Genomic DNA, 15,391 nt, shown 5'->3' with positions numbered 1-15,391 from the left:
TTTGAGGCCGCGCGGCGTATTGCACGCCGCGCGCTATGAATCATGAGCAATACTGATCTTCTGCAAGCCCGCATTCGCACGCTGCGCTATGAGGCGCAAGGCGTGATGAGCGTCGAACTGGTGCCGGAGAACGGCGCCGAATTTCCTGGCTTCAGCGCCGGGGCGCACGTCGATCTGCATTTGCCGAATGGCTTGACGCGCAGTTATTCCCTGCTCAATGCCTCGACCGATGCGAACCGCTACGTGCTGGGGATACTCTCGGATCGACAGAGCCGGGGTGGTTCGCGTTACGTGCACGAGAACTTCCGGTGCGGCATGACCTTGCCCATCGGCAAACCGCGCAACAACTTCGCGCTCGACGAAACGGCGCAAGAGACGGTGCTGGTCGCGGGCGGCATCGGCATCACGCCTATCCTCTGCATGTACCGGCGGCTGCGTGAAACCGGGAAGTCCGTGTGCGTGGTCTACTGCGCGCGCAGCCGCGCACAGGCCGCGTTCCTCGACGAACTGGCGGCGCTGGGCGGCAACGTCCATCTGCATTTCGACGAAGAGAACGACGGCAAGCCTTTCGACCTCGCCGGATTCTTCGAGACTCAGCCGAAACACGTGCATGCGTATTGCTGCGGACCCTCGGTGATGCTTTCGGCGTTCGAAGCCGCGTGCGAAGGGGCCGGCATCGCCAACGTGCACATCGAGCGCTTCGCGGCGGACACGACCGTGGTTCGCGCACCGAGCGAGGGCTATAGGGTCGAACTCGCCAGGAGCGGCAAGACGGTGGAAGTCGCAGCGGGCAAGAGCCTGCTCGATACACTGATCGCGGCGGGCATCGACGTGGAATACAGTTGCGCGGAGGGCATTTGCGGCGCGTGCGAAACGCGCGTGATCGAAGGCGTGCCCGACCACCGCGATTCCGTGCTCAGCGCCGCCGAAAAATCGGCGAACAAGACCATGATGATCTGTGTCTCCGGCGCGAAGTGCGGCAAGCTGGTGCTCGACCTCTGAACCTCCTCGCCTGATCGGCGTGCCGTTGCGGCACGCCGTTTTCCTATCTCACCCCTGCCTACGATTCCGCCTCCGTCTGCTTGCCAATGGGACGCGACACCCACGCGCTCGGCGCCACGCCGCACCACCGCTTGAATGCGCGCGTAAACGACTTTTCCGACTCGTAGCCTGCGCGCGTGGCGATGGTGGCGATGCGCGCGCCCGGTACGGCCAGCGCCTTGGTGGCGGCATACATGCGCACGTCGGTGACGTGCGCCATCGGCGCCACGCCCACCAGTTCCGTAAACCGTGCGGCAAAACGCGAACGCGACATCGAAGCGAGATCCGCCAGTTTCGTGAGGTCCCACGGTGCGCCGGGATCCTTGCGTACGGCAACGATCACCTTGCCGATCTGCGGATCGAACAGCCCGCCTAGCCAGCTCGTGCTGGCGTGGCTGTCCTCGAGCACGTGTGCGCGAATCATCTGGACAAACAGCACGTCGGAGAGCCGCATGGCCGCGATGGACCAACCGGGCCGGCAACGCATGGATTCCTCGATGAAAGTCTGTAGCGTGAACTTCAGCCACGCAGAGATGGCCGGGTCGTTATCGCGCACGAGGATGACCTTCGGAAGCACGGCGAAGAGTGGATGGCGCGTTGCATTGGGAAACCCCACGATCGCCGTGTGCAGCTCGCACGTCTCGCCCGTTCCCCCCGCTTCGATGGCAAGCGGCTTGTTGTACGACGGCACGACGCCTCGCTCTTCGAGCAAGGTGAAGAACCGCGTGGGCGGCAGGTTCGGATCGGAGCTCATGCGATGCTGGTCGCCGTGCGGCAACAGGACGATGTCGCCGGGCTGCACGAGCAGCGGCGCTTCTCCATCGACCTCCAGATAGTAAGGGGCGCCTCGGCAGATGCGAAACGGCACGCCCATGACGGCCTCTTTGTCGAACGACCACGGCGCGTGCAGCGTGAAGTGTCCCGTCACGACAGCCGTCGCGTGGAAATCGGCGAGGTATTCGCTCAGTTGGTCTGTGCCGGAGTCGTCTTCGGTATGCAATTTCACTTCTCGTGTTCTGCGGGGTGTGCGTTCTGCTTCGCCTCGCGTGCGTCCTGCGCGATGTCGCGTTCGGCCGATTTTGAGGCCCGATCTACGCGTTTACGCGAACGGCGCGCAGGGGGTTTTACGGTGTGGGACGTACTGCAACCTTTTCTGCGATTTCTGCGGTTCCCGCAAGAATATGCGCGACGAAGAATGCACTCCATACGCCGCGTCGAACAAGGCACTTCATCCGGCATGACAGGACGGATGGCAGATGCAAAAAAAAGCGCGGCGGTTTCACAGGCGAACCCGACCCGAGGTCCGCTTCGCCTTTTGCTGCAGCCGTTATTTACCGGAGTCATTACCCTATGTTAAGCGACGAAAAAAACAAGCTGCTCACGCAAGTGGGGCCAAACACGCCGATGGGCGACTATCTTCGCCGTTATTGGCACCCCATCGCGGGTGTCAGTGAGTTCGACGACAAATCGGTACGGCCTATCCGCTTGTTTGGCGAAGACCTCGTGCTTTACAAGGATCTCTCCGGCAATTTTGGCCTCGTGCAGCGTCGCTGCCCGCATCGAAACGCGGACCTGGCTTTCGGCTACGTCGAAAAGTGCGGCTTGCGCTGCGCCTATCACGGCTGGGAGTTCGACGCGGAGGGCCAGTGCACGCATCAGCCCTACGAGGAAATTGTCGATCCGGAGGCGAAGCTGCGCAAGAAGATTCGCGTCACGGCCTACGAGGTTCGCGCGAAGTCCGGGATGCTATGGGCCTACATGGGGCCCGCGCCCGCGCCGGAGTTGCCCGACTGGGAGCTGTTCAACTACGAGAACGGCTTTGCGCAAGCGGTGTTCGCCGAGGTGCCCTGCAACTGGTTCCAGTGCCAGGAGAACTCGATCGACCCGATTCATTTCGAGTGGACGCACAACAACTGGACTGCCCGCCTTCAGTCGGACGACGCGCAATACGTGCCGACTCACCTGAAGACGCAGTACGAGGAATTCGACTTCGGATTCATTTACAAGCGGCTGCGTGCACAGGAGAGCGAACTGAACCCGATGTGGACGGTGGGCCGCGTGACGCTGTGGCCCAACGCCTTTTACCTCGGACACCACTTCGAATGGCGCGTGCCGATCGACGATGAAAGCACCCTGAGCGTGCTGTGGGTGTTCAACCGCGTCCCGAAGGAGCAGGAGCCGTATGTGCAACAGCACATTCCGTCCTGGTACGGCCCGCTCTACGACGACGAAGGGAAGTGGATCACGTCGCACGTGGCCAATCAGGACTTCGCGGCGTGGGTGGGGCAGGGGCGCATCACCGACCGGTCGAACGAGACGCTGGGCGCGAGCGACCGCGGCGTGACGCTGCTGCGCCGCCGCTTCTTCGAGGAACTCGAAGCGGTTGCCGCGGGCAAGCCGCCCAAGGGACTCATCACGGACAAGGAGGCCAACCGCAATGTCTTCCTGCCGTCGGCGTGCCGCGACGAATTGATGAACGGCATGTCGCGGGCAGAGCTTGCGGCTCACCCGCTCCTTGGGCCGTATCTGCGTGACTTCATCGGCCAGGCCGGGCAGCCCGCGAGCGTGCGCGAGGCCTACGAGGCCGCCATCGGGCAGAAGCTCGAGGGCGCACAGTTCTTTTCGGTCCACGGCGCGCGAAATGAGCCGGGCGACGAAAGCAGCACGAAGTAAGGCTATAGCACTTCGGGGATGCGCGGCGCGAGGCTCGTACGCACGCGTGTTGCGCCGTACTCAACCCCGGTTTCACCCCGCATTTACAATGACGCAAGGAGGGACACATGAAGAGAACATCGCGCAGGACCGCTCAATTCGTGAGGGGCGCAGTGACCGCGGCGCTGGTATTGGCGGGCGCCTGCCTCACGACCCAGGCAGCTGCCCAACAGGCACCCTTGAAAGACGTGACCTTCCTGCTGGCCGCGCCGCCGGGGGAACTGGCGTTTGCACCGTTCATGCTGGCGCAGAGCAAGGGGTATTACACGAAGGCGGGGCTGCGGGTACGGTGGGTTGCCGTGCACGGCGGCGTGGACGCGGGCAAGCAACTGGCCGCCGGTAACGGTGACCTCGGCGACGCGCTCGGCGATACCGCGATCATCCTGCGCGCCAACGGCGTCAATGTGAAGGGCGTGGCGTTGCTGGGGGGACACCCGCTTCACCAGTTGATGACCCGGGTTGACCGTAAAGTCGACTCGCCGGCCGATCTGAAGGGCAAGACCCTGTCGGTGATGTCATATGAAGACACGTCGTACTTCGCCGCACTCGGGATACTTGGTAGTGCGAATCTAACGAAGGCCGATGTGGATATTCAGGCTGGCGGTCCGGGAGTCTGGAAAGAGGTCGCGGCCGGCAAGTCGGATGGCATCGTCGGCACGCCGGAATGGGGCGCGGACATCGAAGCGGCGGGCGTCAAGGTCAGCTATCGCCCCACCGATCAATTCACGCCTGGCATGGGGCAGGCCATCATCGCCTCCGACAAGATGATCGCCAGCGATCCGGCAACCGTGCGCAAGTTCGTGCAGGCCACGCTGCACGCGATGAACGACATTCAGGCCGACCCCGACCAGGCGTCGAAGGACTACGTCGCGGCCGTGCCTTCTTATCAGGGCAAGCTCCCCTTCGTCACGAATGTCCTGACGTACTACGCAAAGAACGTGTTCCCGAGCCGCCTGCGTCCGGGCGAGTTCGATCCGGCGATCGTCGCGAAGGTCCAGGACGTGTACGTCGATCAGAAGATCGTGCGCGTCAAGCAACCGGTGGGCAGCCTCTATACCAACGCCTTCATTCAGTGAACGCGGACTTCGGCCATTCAGACAACGATATTTAAGACATGACCACCAAACACCTGAAGATTGGAATCGGGGCAATGCTGATCGGCGCCAGCGCCTGCAGTCACGCGCAAAGCTCGGTTGACCTGTACGGGCTCATCGACGCCGGCATCACGTATGTGAGCAACCAGGGCGGCCAGAGTCTCGTGAAGTTCGCGGACGGCATCAATTTCGGCAACCGTGTGGGCTTCATGGGCACGGAAGATCTGGGTGGCGGCTACAAGGCCGTCTTCAAGCTGGAAAACGGCTTTTCATTAGGCACCGGCGCACTCGGACAGGGCGGGGCGATGTTCGGCCGGCAGGCGTATGTGGGGCTCGGGAATGCATACGGCACGCTGACACTGGGCAACCAATATGACTTCGTGTTCGACTACATGACGGAGTTCAGCGCGACGGGCTACGCCTTTGCCACCGGCGGACATATGGGCGACGTCGATCGCCAGGGCGGGGACCGTCTGAACAACGCGGTCAAGTTCTCCAGCAACAGCTTCGGCGGCCTGCGTTTTGGTGCGATGTACTCGTTTGGCGGCGTGGCCGGCAGCCTGCATGAAAACAGCGCATTCAGCGCGGGCCTGCGCTATGACGGCGACAAGCTGTCGATGGCCGCGGTCTATACGCAACTGAACAATCCGCACGGCATTGCAGGTCTCGACCCGTATAACCAGCTCGGCGTATTCACGTTCCTCAACCAGACGGTGGCGGTACGCAATCCCGCGACGGGAGCGGTCACCGACCTCTATCCGTATGGCAACGCGTTTCCCGTCGACCGTCAGTCGATGACGGAGTTGGGCGCATCGTACAAGCTCGGCAAGTTGACCGTGACGGGCAATATCACGGCGACCCAGTTCAAGGGTTACGGCACGAGTGAGACGCTCTGGGTGTACGAAGTCGGCGGGCTCTATTCCGTGACGCCGGAGCTGCTCGGCATTGTCGGCTACCAGTACGAGAAGATGGACAACGTTCACTGGAACCAGCCGACCGTGGGCCTCTACTATTTCCTCAGCAAGCGCACGAGCTTCTACGCTGCCGCGTCGTACCTGTTCGCTTCGGGGCCGCTTGTCGCAACCCAGGGCCAGGGGTTCTTTAACGATCCGTCCTCGAACCATGAGCAGGCGTCTGCGCGGATCGGCATCATTCATAAGTTCTAGGTTCCCATGCGGCGCCGGTCGTCGCTTGCGTCCGCATGCGGACGCGCAACGAGGGTGGACGGCGCCGCGCGAGGGAGCAGCCATGACATACAAGCAGGACAGGAGTGGCGCCGTGCCGATGAAGGATAGCGGAGCCAGGACGGCACAAAAGCTGGACGCCGTGCCGGCACTGGATCGCGGGCTGCGCGTGTTGCTGGAGTTCTCGACGCGCGAGGCCGAACTCAGTGCCCCTGAACTGGCGAGACGAACGGGCATACCGCGCACGACAACGTTCAGGTTGCTGCAGACGCTGGAGAGCCTTGGTTTTTTAGTACGCGGCAACGCAGAGCACACCTTTCGGCTGGGGGCCGCTGTATTGCGGCTCGGCTTCGAGGCGATGAACGGTCTTGAGCTGACCGATTTCGGTCAGCCGATACTCGATCGCCTTCGCGATAGAACCGGCCTCGGTACACATCTGTTGATTCGGGAAGGGCGCGACGTGGTGTTCATTGCGCGCGCGCGTTCGCTCGACCCGCTTCAGATCTCGACCAAGGTTCAAGTGGGCAGCCGTTTGCCTGCGCACGCGACCGTTCATGGGTTGGTGCTCATGGGTGACCTGACGTCGTCTGATCTCTTCAAGCTTTACCCGAGCATCCTCCTCGAGCGCTTTTCGGACGACACGCCGGCAACAGTCGGCGATCTCTACGCGCGCATCAAGGCAGCTGCCATAAGGGGGTACGCCGTGAGTGAGGCCTGGCTGGAGGCAGACGTATCGGTTGTCAGCGCCCCGGTGCGCGCACACGGCGGACGCGTCGTCGCTGCAGTTAGCGCGGCCGTGCCGGGTCCGAGGCTTGCCGCCGACGTCTCCGTGCTCACGTCGCAGGTCTGCGCTGCAGCGCTCGAGCTTTCGTCGTACCTCAACTATCGGCCGTCGCCGGTCGATCCCGCTGCCGCACAGGGGCACGCGCTCAGGTAGGCCAGGCATGCTGACTTCCGTTGGCCTGTGTCCCGCTCCTGGAGCGGCCGGGCCGGTTTTTCTGCGCCTGCGACTTTTGATAATCCGCGACGCTTAGGTGTTTTCACTGAATTGCAGTCCTTTCTTTATTTTCGGCGAAGTGACGCTATATAATGACCATATATAAATCAACGTTTCATGTATGGAACAAATGCGCGGCATCGCAGAGAATCGAGGAGCTGCCTGTCACATCGAGCCGAAGCGGGAGAAGGAGCGCAGCATGACCGGAAGTCCGACGTGGTGTGCTTCGTGACCGGACAACTGCTGCCGGTGAACGGCGGCTTTGTGATGAATTGACTTCGTCAAACAGACAATCCATTCGCAATTATTCAAGGAGAAAACGATGGCCGATGCCGATATCGAGTGCAAGTCGTGGGACCGTCCCGCCGACGCGAGCTTTGACGACTGGATGACGAGCCGCGTGGCGCGCTATGAAACGCGCCGCTACGACTGGGACGCGCTGAAGTTCCAGGCCGACTACGACCCGAAATACCGTCGCGCGCAGATGCGCTACGTGGGCACGGGCGGCACCGGCGTCGCGAAGGACACGAACACTGTGCCCGCGGGCGGCTTCACGTTCTCGACCATGGTGATTCCGGCCGGCAACATCGGCCCGAGCCACATCCATATGGACGTCGAAGAAATCTTCTTCGTGCTGCGCGGCAAGATGAAGGTGATCTGCGAGAAGGACGGCGAGACGTGGGAAGCGGTGCTCGGCGAGCGCGACCTGATCTCGGTGCCGCCCGGCGTGTACCGCACGGAAATCAACGTCGGCGAGGAAGACGCGCTGATGTGCGTGATGCTTGGCTCGCCCAAGCCAGTCACGCCGACATACCCGCCGGATTCGCCGCTCGCGAAGATCAAGCGCGAAGCGAAGTAAAGCAACGTAGTCCCACCCACGACGCTGCAATGGAATTGAAGTCATGAACGAAGCGATTGACACCGCCGCCTCATCAGCCGCCGCGCTCGAAACGCGTCTCGCGCGCTTTGCGCTGCGCGAGGCCCGGGCCGGCGAGGCGTGCGTGAGCTATCGCGAGGCAGCCGGCGAGAGCGGTAAAGAGGCACGGCCGCTCGTGCTGCTGCATGGCATTGGCTCTGGCGCGGCTTCGTGGGTGCAGCAGTTCGAAGCGCTCGGCGAGGCGTTGGAAAAATCGCGCCGCGTGCTCGCGTGGGACGCGCCCGGTTACGGCGCTTCCACGCCGGTCGCGAGCGCGTCGCCCGTTGCCGCCGACTATGCGCGCGTGCTGGCCGGCTGGCTCGACGCGCTCGGCATCGAGCGCTGCGTGCTGGTGGGCCATTCGCTTGGCGCGATCATCGCGGGTGCGTTCGCTGCCGCCTATCCGGCGCGCGTGAGCGGCTTGCTGCTGATTTCGCCCGCCGGAGGCTACGGCGCCGCCGACGCCGCCGTGCGCGAAGAAAAGCGCAACGCGCGCCTCGCGATGCTGGCCGAACTCGGCCCGCAGGGCCTGGCGGAAAAGCGCAGCGCGAACATGCTCTCGCCGTATGCGGACGCCGATTCGCGCGCCTGGGTGCGCTGGAACATGTCGCGCGTCGTGCCGCACGGCTATGCACAGGCCACGCATCTGCTCGCGAACGCCGACCTCGCCGCCGACCTCGCGCGCTGCGCTGGCAAGGTGCCGATGGCTATCGCGGTGGGCGCAGAAGACACGATCACGACGCCTGCGGCATGCGAGCGGCTTGCGCACATCGCGCAGGCGCCGTTTCAGACCGTGCCGCGCGCGGGGCACGCAGGCTACATCGAACAGCCCGACGCATACAACGCGCTGATCGATGCTTTCTGTTCTGCATATTAAGTACTACGGAACTTAAGGAATGACACCCGACATCGCTAGCGCGTCTCCAGACGTCGATGCAGGCCGCAACTCAGGCCGCAACTCCGGCCGCAAACGGCTGCCCACGCAGCCGGCAAGAAATCGCCTTACATGAAGGCATTGGGGATCAAATGATTGAACTCGACTTGAGCGGCCAGGTTGCGGTGGTGACGGGCGGATCGTCCGGCATCGGCCTCGCCAGCGCCGAACTCTTCTTGCGCGCGGGCGCCTCGGTCGCGATCTGCGGCCGCGACAACGACCGCCTCGCACGCGCGGAGCGCGAATTGCGCGAGCGCCATCCGCAGGCGCAACTGCTTGCCGCGCGCTGCGACGTGCTCGACGCCAGCGACGTGGCCGCCTTCGCGGGCGCAGTCGAACAGCGCTTCGGCCGCGCCGACATGCTCGTGAACAACGCGGGCCAGGGCCGCGTCTCGACCTTCGCCAATACCACCGACGAAGCCTGGCGCGAGGAACTGGATCTCAAGTATTTCAGCATCATCCGTCCGACACGCGCGTTCCTGCCGATGCTGCGCCACGCGGCACAGCAGGGCAACGGCACCGGCAATGCCGCGATCGTCTGCGTGAACTCGCTGCTCGCGCTGCAGCCCGAGCCGCACATGGTGGCGACCTCGTCGGCGCGCGCGGGTGTGCTCAGCCTCATCAAGTCGCTCGCGGTGGAGCTCGCGCCCGAGCACATTCGCGTGAACTCGATCCTGATCGGCATCGTGGAGTCGGGCCAATGGCGCCGCCGCTACGAGAACGACGGCGAGGCGCAGGCCGCCGGCCAGAGCTGGGAAAACTGGACGCGCGAGCTCGCCCGCAAGAAACACATTCCGCTCGGCCGCTTCGGCCGCCCCGAAGAAGCCGCACAGGCACTGTTTTATCTGGCCACGTCCCTGTCGTCCTATACGACGGGCAGTCATATCGATGTATCTGGAGGCGTTGCACGTCATGTCTAATCAAACCACCGTCGGCGAACTGATCGCCGCCTTCCTCGAACAATGCGGAGTCCAAACCGCTTTCGGCGTGATCTCGATTCATAACATGCCGATCCTCGACGCCATCGGCCGGCGCGGCAACATCCGCTATGTGGGCGCGCGCGGCGAAGCGGGCGCGGTCAACATGGCGGACGGCCTCGCACGCGTCTCGGGCGGTCTCGGCGTGGCGTTCACGAGCACGGGCACGGCGGCGGGCAACGCAGCGGGCGCGATGGTCGAAGCCCTCACGGCCGGCACGGCGCTCCTGCACATCACCGGCCAGATCGAAACCGAATACCTCGATCAGGACCTCGCCTATATTCACGAGGCGCCCGATCAGCTGTCGATGCTCCAGTCGATCTCGAAGGCCGCATTCCGCGTGCGCTCGGTCGAGACGGCGCTGCCGACGATCCGCGAAGCGGTGCGCGTGGCGCAAACCGCGCCGAGCGGCCCGGTGAGCGTGGAGATTCCCATCGACATTCAGGCCGCGCTGACCGACTGGCCCGCCGACCTGAGCGCGCCGCATCTGACGACCCTCACGCACGACGAAGCGCGCGTGGAGCAGCTCGCGAACGAACTCGCGAAAGCCAAGCGCCCGCTGCTGTGGCTCGGCGGCGGCACGCGCCACGCGCGCGCTGCCGTGGAGCGCCTCGTCGCGCTCGGCTTTGGCGTGGTGACGAGCGTGCAGGGCCGTGGCGTGCTGCCGGAAGATCATCCGGCCACGCTGGGCGCGTTCAACGTGAGCCCCTCGGTCGAGCGTTTCTACAAGACCTGCGACGCGATGCTCGTGGTGGGCTCGCGCCTGCGCGGCAATGAAACGCTCAAGTACAAGCTGGGTCTGCCGCAGCCGCTCTATCGCGTCGATGCCGACGCGCTCGCCGACAACCGCGGCTACCGCAACGCGCTGTTCGTGCATGGTGATTCGGCGCGCGTGCTCGACGCACTCGCCACGCGCCTCGAAAGCCGCATCAAGGTCGATCCGCAATTCGCCGCCGATCTGGCCGAGGCGCGCGAGATCGCCGTGTCGGAAACGGCGAAGGGGCTCGGCCCGTACCGCCGCCTCGTGGAAGCGCTGCAACATGCGGTGGGCCGCGATTACAACTGGGTGCGCGACGTCACGATCTCGAACAGCACGTGGGGCAACCGCCTGCTGAAGATCTTCTCGCCGCGCGCGGGCGTGCATGCGCTCGGCGGCGGCATCGGCCAGGGCATGCAGATGGCGATTGGCGCGGCGCTCGCGAACGCCGCCGCGAAGACCGTGTGCCTCGTGGGCGACGGCGGCCTGATGGTCAACGTGGGCGAGCTCGCGACGGCCGTGCAGGAGAAGGCCAACGTCATGATCGTGCTGATGAACGACCAGTGCTACGGCGTGATCCGCAACATTCAGGACGCGCAGTACGGCGGCCGCCGCATGTTCGTGGATCTGCATCAGCCGGAGTTCTCGCAGTTCTGCGCGAGTCTCGGCCTCAAGCACTACCGCCTCTCGTCGCTCGACGACGCGGACGCCGTGATCGGCGAGGGCATCGCGTTCGACGGCCCGGTGCTGCTCGAAGTGGACATGAAGTCCGTGGGCAGCTTCGAGACCGCGTTCGCGGGCCCGCCGGTGCGCAAAGAGGAACCCCAACATGCCTAACCCCCAGGCTCACCACCAGGCGAACGCCATGCCCCACGCACCTATCGACATCGCCATGATCGGCTTCGGCGCGATCGGGCAGACCGTGTATCGCGCGGTCGCGGCGGACCCGCTCGTGCACGTCTCGCACGTGATCGTGCCCGAGCAGCACGCCGCTGCCGTGCGTGGGCAGGTGGACGGCGCGGTGGAGGTGGTCTCGTCGGTGCACGCGCTTTCAACGAAGCCGCAATTCGCGCTCGAATGCGCGGGCCACGCGGCGCTCATCGATCACGTCGTGCCGCTGCTGCAACGCGGCACCGATTGCGCGGTGGCCTCGATCGGCGCGCTCTCCGACGTCGATCTGCTCGAGCGCCTCTCGCTCGCCGCCGACGCAGGCGACGCCACGGTCACGCTGCTCTCCGGCGCGATTGGCGGGATCGACGCGCTTTCGGCGGCGAAGCTCGGCGGCCTCGACGAAGTGCTGTACACGGGCCGCAAGCCGCCGCTCGGCTGGCTCGATACGCCGGCGGAAAAGGTCTGCGATCTGCGCACGCTCACGAAGGAGCAGGTGATCTTCGAAGGCAGCGCGCGCGAAGCGGCGCGGCTCTTTCCGAAGAACGCGAACGTGGCGGCCACCATCGCGCTGGCGGGCCTCGGCCTCGACCAGACGAAGGTGCGCCTGATTGCCGATCCGGCCGTCGAGCGCAACGTGCACCGCATCGTGGCGCGCGGCGCGTTCGGCGAGATGTCGCTGGAGATGTGCGGCAAGCCGCTGCCCGACAACCCGAAGACCTCGGCGCTCACCGCGTACAGCGCGATTCGCGCGCTGCGCAACCGGGCCGCGCGCTGCGTGATCTGACGAAGCGATTTTGAAGCGATCACCGGCGACGCGCGTGCATATACACCGCATCGCCGGCACTGAAACAAAGAGACCTCTGAAATGACTCCATTCGATACCAGCCTCATTCCGAACGGCGATATTCTGATCGGCGGGGAATGGCGCCAGGGACGCGCCGCGCCCTTCGCGAGCATCTATCCCGCCGACCAGTCGGTGAACATGGAGGTCTCGACGGCGAGCGCCGAAGACGCCAGCGAGGCGGTCGAGAAGGCGCACGCCGCGTGGAAGCACGGTGAGTGGGCCGGCATGAAGCCGCATCTGCGCGCGCTCGTGCTGTACCGCATTGCCGAGCTCATCATGCAGCGCCACGAAGCGCTCGCCCAGCTGCAGCGGCGCGACAACGGCAAGCCCATCGGCGAGACGCGCGTGCTGGTGGCGAGCGCCGCCAACACGTTCCGCTACTTCGCGGCCTGCCTCGAAACGCTCGATGACGAACTCACGCCCTCGCGCGGCGACTACCTGACGATGAGCGTGCATGAGCCGATTGGTGTGATCGCGGCCATTACGCCGTGGAATTCGCCGATCGCCTCGGACGCGCAGAAGCTCGCACCCGCGCTCGCGGGCGGCAATGCGGTCGTGCTCAAGCCCGCCGAAGTCACGCCGCTCGTCTCGCTCGCGCTTGCGCGCATCTGCGAGGAAGCGGGCGTGCCCAAGGGCATCCTGAGCGTGTTGCCGGGCAAGGGCTCGGTGATTGGCGACGTGCTGGTGCGCCACCCGCTCGTGAAGAAGGTCTCGTTCACGGGCGGCACCGAAGTGGGCCGCGGCATTGCCCGCATCGCGGCGGAAAAACTCATGCCCGTGTCGCTCGAACTGGGCGGCAAGTCGCCGACCATCGTGTTCGAGGACGCGGATCTCGATCACGCCGTGAACGGCGTGCTGTACGGCATCTTCAGCTCGTCGGGCGAGGCCTGCATCGCCGGGTCGCGGTTGTTCGTGCAGCGCTCGATCTACGACGCGTTCATGAAACGCCTCGTGGAAGGCGCACGCAAGCTGCGCGTGGGCGACCCGTCGCGGCCCGAGACGCAGATGGGGCCGCTCATCACGGCGAAGCATCGCGAGTCGGTGGAGCGCTACGTGGCGATCGGTCTGGAAGAGGGCGGGCGCCTCTTGTGCGGCGGCGAGCGTCCCGTGGGCGACGATCGCGAAAACGGCTTCTTCTATCAGCCGACCATTCTGGAAGGACTCCAGAACAGTGCGCGCATCTGCCAGGAAGAGATCTTCGGTCCGGTGCTGGTGGCCATGCCCTTCGACGACGAAGCCGCGCTCATCGAGGAAGCCAACGACAGCGTGTTCGGCCTTGCGGCCGGCATCTGGACACGCGACTACAAGCGCGCGTGGCGCGTGGCCCGCAAGCTCGAAGCGGGCACGGTCTGGATCAATACGTACAAGCTGTTCTCGATCTCCACGCCGTTCTCGGGCTGGAAGGAGAGCGGCATGGGCCGCGAGAAAGGGCGGCTTGGCATTCGCGAATACATGCAGCAGAAGAGCCTCTACTGGGGCTTGAACGACGCGCCGCTGCCCTGGGCCAACGCCTGAGCGCGCGCAACGGAGCAATGAACATGACGATTCTTGGCATCGAACAGATTACCTACGGCGTGACCGACCTCGAAACCTGCCGGCGTTTCTTCGACGACTGGGGTTTGACGGAGACGTCGCACGACGAAACGCGTGCGCGTTTCGAAACGCTCAACGGCTGCACCGTGCTCGTGGCCGATGCGAACGACGCCACGCTGCCCGCCGCCTTCGAAGCAGGCCCGACGCTGCGCGAAGTGACGTGGGGCGTAGCCACGCGCGAAGAACTCGACGCATTGCGCGAGCGCCTGAAGGGCCAGCCGGGCTATTACAGCGAGCCGGAAGCGGTGGGTTGCTTCGACCCCGCAGGCATGGCGATTCGCGTGGAAGTCACGCGCCGGCGCGAGATCGACGTGAAGGGCTCGCCGTCGAACGTATGGGGCCAGACGCTGCGTGTGGATACGCCGTCGCCGATCTATGAGCGCGCGCGACCGGTGGAAGTGGGTCACGTGGTGTTCTTCACGAACTGCCTCGCGGAGCAGGAGCAGTTCTATCACGAGCTGCTCGGCTTCGAGACATCGGACCGCTATCCGGACCGCGGCGCCTTCATGCGCTGCGCGCCGCACGGCGGCCACCACGACCTGTTCCTGCTCGCGCTGCCCGACGGCAAGAAGGGCCTCAATCACGTGGCATTCACGGTGCGCGACATCCACGAGGTGTTCGGCGGCGGCCTGCATATCAGCCGTTGCGGCTGGACCACGCAGCTGGGCCCTGGCCGGCATCCGGTTTCGTCGGCGTACTTCTGGTACTTCAAGAACCCGGCGGGCGCGCTGATCGAGTATTACGCCGACGAAGACGTGCTCACGCCGGAATGGCAGCCGCGTGATTTCGAGCCGGGCCCGACCGTGTTTGCGGAGTGGGCGGTTGATGGCGGCCTCGACGGCAACACGCGCCGCCAGAAGAATGCGGAAGCGCCGCAGGGCAAGTTCATGACGGAGCGAGCAAAGCGGTGAGCCCTTGAATAGCGCTTTGAACAGGTCGACACTCCTTTGCCAATGATCGTCCGACCGGTCGGTTCAGGCGCGTGCGTACGCGCCTCGCAACGAATTGCATTGCAGAACTGAAATTCCAATTCCACACTTGAAACGGATTGCGACGATTCAGCGCTCAAGTCCACCGGAATCCGGCGCTGAATGGACATCATTTGCTGTGGCTTGTTTTTTGCTTCAGTCGAAGACCGTCCTTGGCAACCTGCTTTCCGGCACGCAGACCTTGAGAATGAACGGGCTTGCCACCTTGCCCGAAGGACGAAACGCTCCTTTTCAAACGTAAGGTAAGGCAATGACTGGTTACAGCAAACGCAACGAAGCCCGGCGCGACGACGAACAGCATGTCGCGCGCAAAAGAGCCACGGTAGACGTCGATCCATTAGCCAAGCGCCCCGGCTCGAACGGCGCGCAGCGCAACGGCGCGAATTGGGCATGGGCGAGAAGCGGCGCGCATTACGACTGGATGGATCACGCGTCGCCGTTCGTGAGCCGCGATTGACGCTG

14 protein-coding genes are annotated in these 15,391 nt (G+C 64.5%); 13 read left to right on the top strand and 1 reads right to left on the bottom strand.

The genetic code is table 11. The features are described from left to right. Positions 1 to 42: 42 nt before the first annotated feature. Positions 43 to 1,002, top strand: a complete 960-nt coding sequence (locus tag E1956_RS21855; RefSeq protein ID WP_134752845.1) for a PDR/VanB family oxidoreductase — start codon at positions 43 to 45, stop codon at positions 1,000 to 1,002. Between the two features lie 58 nt (positions 1,003 to 1,060). Here E1956_RS21855 and E1956_RS21850 read toward each other — a convergent pair whose 3' ends face one another. After that, positions 1,061 to 2,047 carry an AraC family transcriptional regulator gene (locus E1956_RS21850; protein WP_232071504.1) on the bottom strand — a complete coding sequence of 329 codons (987 nt, stop codon included), beginning with the start codon at positions 2,045 to 2,047 and terminating at the stop codon, positions 1,061 to 1,063. Between the two features lie 344 nt (positions 2,048 to 2,391). On the opposite strand from E1956_RS21850, the gene E1956_RS21845 reads away from it, so the two are divergent. The 12 genes from E1956_RS21845 (at position 2,392) to E1956_RS21790 (ending at position 15,386) form a co-directional block, all read left to right on the top strand. Further along, a complete protein-coding gene (locus E1956_RS21845) occupies positions 2,392 to 3,714 on the top strand; it encodes an aromatic ring-hydroxylating dioxygenase subunit alpha (RefSeq protein WP_134752843.1) in 1,323 nt (440 codons plus the stop codon). Positions 3,715 to 3,821: 107 nt separating this feature from the next. After that, a complete protein-coding gene (locus E1956_RS21840; protein WP_197732847.1) occupies positions 3,822 to 4,829 on the top strand; it encodes an ABC transporter substrate-binding protein in 1,008 nt (335 codons plus the stop codon). A 38-nt stretch (positions 4,830 to 4,867) separates the two neighbouring features. After that, the gene (locus tag E1956_RS21835) at positions 4,868 to 6,013 is read left to right on the top strand and encodes a porin (protein WP_134752841.1); all 1,146 of its coding nucleotides are present in this window, start codon (positions 4,868 to 4,870) and stop codon (positions 6,011 to 6,013) included. A gap of 82 nt (positions 6,014 to 6,095) precedes the next feature. Further along, positions 6,096 to 6,968 carry an IclR family transcriptional regulator gene (locus E1956_RS21830; protein WP_134752839.1) on the top strand — a complete coding sequence of 291 codons (873 nt, stop codon included), beginning with the start codon at positions 6,096 to 6,098 and terminating at the stop codon, positions 6,966 to 6,968. Between the two features lie 382 nt (positions 6,969 to 7,350). After that, the gene (locus E1956_RS21825; RefSeq protein WP_134752837.1) at positions 7,351 to 7,887 is read left to right on the top strand and encodes a cupin domain-containing protein; all 537 of its coding nucleotides are present in this window, start codon (positions 7,351 to 7,353) and stop codon (positions 7,885 to 7,887) included. A gap of 43 nt (positions 7,888 to 7,930) precedes the next feature. Next, positions 7,931 to 8,821 (top strand): alpha/beta fold hydrolase, encoded by an 891-nt coding sequence (locus E1956_RS21820; RefSeq protein ID WP_134752835.1) that lies wholly within the window; start codon positions 7,931 to 7,933, stop codon positions 8,819 to 8,821. A gap of 149 nt (positions 8,822 to 8,970) precedes the next feature. Continuing rightward, positions 8,971 to 9,798 carry an SDR family oxidoreductase gene (locus E1956_RS21815; protein ID WP_134752833.1) on the top strand — a complete coding sequence of 276 codons (828 nt, stop codon included), beginning with the start codon at positions 8,971 to 8,973 and terminating at the stop codon, positions 9,796 to 9,798. Next, positions 9,791 to 11,449: a thiamine pyrophosphate-binding protein gene (locus E1956_RS21810; RefSeq protein ID WP_134752831.1), complete on the top strand. Its 1,659-nt coding sequence runs from the start codon at positions 9,791 to 9,793 to the stop codon at positions 11,447 to 11,449. The genes E1956_RS21815 and E1956_RS21810 overlap by 8 nt, the downstream gene beginning before the upstream one ends. Next, positions 11,442 to 12,287, top strand: a complete 846-nt coding sequence (locus E1956_RS21805) for an aspartate dehydrogenase (protein ID WP_418789265.1) — start codon at positions 11,442 to 11,444, stop codon at positions 12,285 to 12,287. Before E1956_RS21810 ends, E1956_RS21805 begins: the two co-directional genes overlap by 8 nt. Positions 12,288 to 12,368: 81 nt before the next feature. Continuing rightward, positions 12,369 to 13,862, top strand: a complete 1,494-nt coding sequence (locus E1956_RS21800) for an aldehyde dehydrogenase (protein ID WP_134752827.1) — start codon at positions 12,369 to 12,371, stop codon at positions 13,860 to 13,862. 23 nt (positions 13,863 to 13,885) lie between these two features. Continuing rightward, positions 13,886 to 14,851, top strand: coding sequence for a VOC family protein (locus E1956_RS21795; RefSeq protein WP_134752825.1), 966 nt, complete (start codon positions 13,886 to 13,888; stop codon positions 14,849 to 14,851). A gap of 328 nt (positions 14,852 to 15,179) precedes the next feature. Continuing rightward, the gene (locus E1956_RS21790) at positions 15,180 to 15,386 is read left to right on the top strand and encodes a hypothetical protein (protein WP_134752823.1); all 207 of its coding nucleotides are present in this window, start codon (positions 15,180 to 15,182) and stop codon (positions 15,384 to 15,386) included. Positions 15,387 to 15,391 lie beyond the last annotated feature (5 nt).

This window comes from Paraburkholderia pallida, assembly GCF_004524855.1.
Taxonomy (GTDB): Bacteria; Pseudomonadota; Gammaproteobacteria; order Burkholderiales; family Burkholderiaceae; genus Paraburkholderia; species Paraburkholderia oxyphila.
Note: the sequence above shows the minus strand (reverse complement) of the source record. Positions and strands in the feature narration are given on the sequence as shown.

Coding starts and splice junctions, on each gene's coding strand:
- E1956_RS21795 (WP_134752825.1), top strand. CDS start 13,886: ATGACGATTCTTGGCATCGAACAGATTACCTACGGCGTGACCGACCTC.
- E1956_RS21805 (WP_418789265.1), top strand. CDS start 11,442: ATGCCTAACCCCCAGGCTCACCACCAGGCGAACGCCATGCCCCACGCA.
- E1956_RS21855 (WP_134752845.1), top strand. CDS start 43: ATGAGCAATACTGATCTTCTGCAAGCCCGCATTCGCACGCTGCGCTAT.
- E1956_RS21830 (WP_134752839.1), top strand. CDS start 6,096: ATGACATACAAGCAGGACAGGAGTGGCGCCGTGCCGATGAAGGATAGC.
- E1956_RS21840 (WP_197732847.1), top strand. CDS start 3,822: ATGAAGAGAACATCGCGCAGGACCGCTCAATTCGTGAGGGGCGCAGTG.
- E1956_RS21820 (WP_134752835.1), top strand. CDS start 7,931: ATGAACGAAGCGATTGACACCGCCGCCTCATCAGCCGCCGCGCTCGAA.
- E1956_RS21810 (WP_134752831.1), top strand. CDS start 9,791: ATGTCTAATCAAACCACCGTCGGCGAACTGATCGCCGCCTTCCTCGAA.
- E1956_RS21835 (WP_134752841.1), top strand. CDS start 4,868: ATGACCACCAAACACCTGAAGATTGGAATCGGGGCAATGCTGATCGGC.
- E1956_RS21825 (WP_134752837.1), top strand. CDS start 7,351: ATGGCCGATGCCGATATCGAGTGCAAGTCGTGGGACCGTCCCGCCGAC.
- E1956_RS21815 (WP_134752833.1), top strand. CDS start 8,971: ATGATTGAACTCGACTTGAGCGGCCAGGTTGCGGTGGTGACGGGCGGA.
- E1956_RS21790 (WP_134752823.1), top strand. CDS start 15,180: ATGACTGGTTACAGCAAACGCAACGAAGCCCGGCGCGACGACGAACAG.
- E1956_RS21845 (WP_134752843.1), top strand. CDS start 2,392: ATGTTAAGCGACGAAAAAAACAAGCTGCTCACGCAAGTGGGGCCAAAC.
- E1956_RS21800 (WP_134752827.1), top strand. CDS start 12,369: ATGACTCCATTCGATACCAGCCTCATTCCGAACGGCGATATTCTGATC.